The following is a 372-nucleotide window of genomic DNA, read 5'->3' on the forward strand; positions in this document are numbered from 1 at the left end:
GGCCAGCATCACCGGGATGCGGCCCGCCGGCACCAGCCGGGAGAGGACCAGCACCGCGCCGCCGTGCTCCTCCAGCTTCCGCCGGGACTGCTCCAGGCGCTCCGGCGCGGCCCGCCGGGTGAGCGCCTCCAGCCACTTCGAGCCGTTCTTCGACCGCACCCCCCGCTGCCCCAGCCAGTACAGGCACAGGTCACCGAGGAACGCCGCGGCCGACGCCGCGGCGAACACGAAGAGCAGCGAGAACGGGGACGTCTGGTGGAACGCCACCACGGCCGCGGAGCTCACCAGCGCCCCCGTCGGCACCACCGGGACCAGCGACCCCAGTGCCACCAGCGTGAAGAGGGTCGGATAGCCGACCGCCTGTCTCTTATA

At 72.8% G+C, this 372-nt stretch carries 1 protein-coding gene; it reads right to left on the reverse strand.

Annotated features, from left to right (window positions below; genetic code table 11):
* The coding region (locus IH13_RS0103350) for a DedA family protein (RefSeq protein WP_199814594.1) at positions 1-372 on the reverse strand (372 nt) is incomplete at both ends.

The organism is Streptomyces sp. NRRL WC-3549, from assembly GCF_000721935.1.
GTDB lineage: Bacteria > Actinomycetota > Actinomycetes > Streptomycetales > Streptomycetaceae > Streptomyces.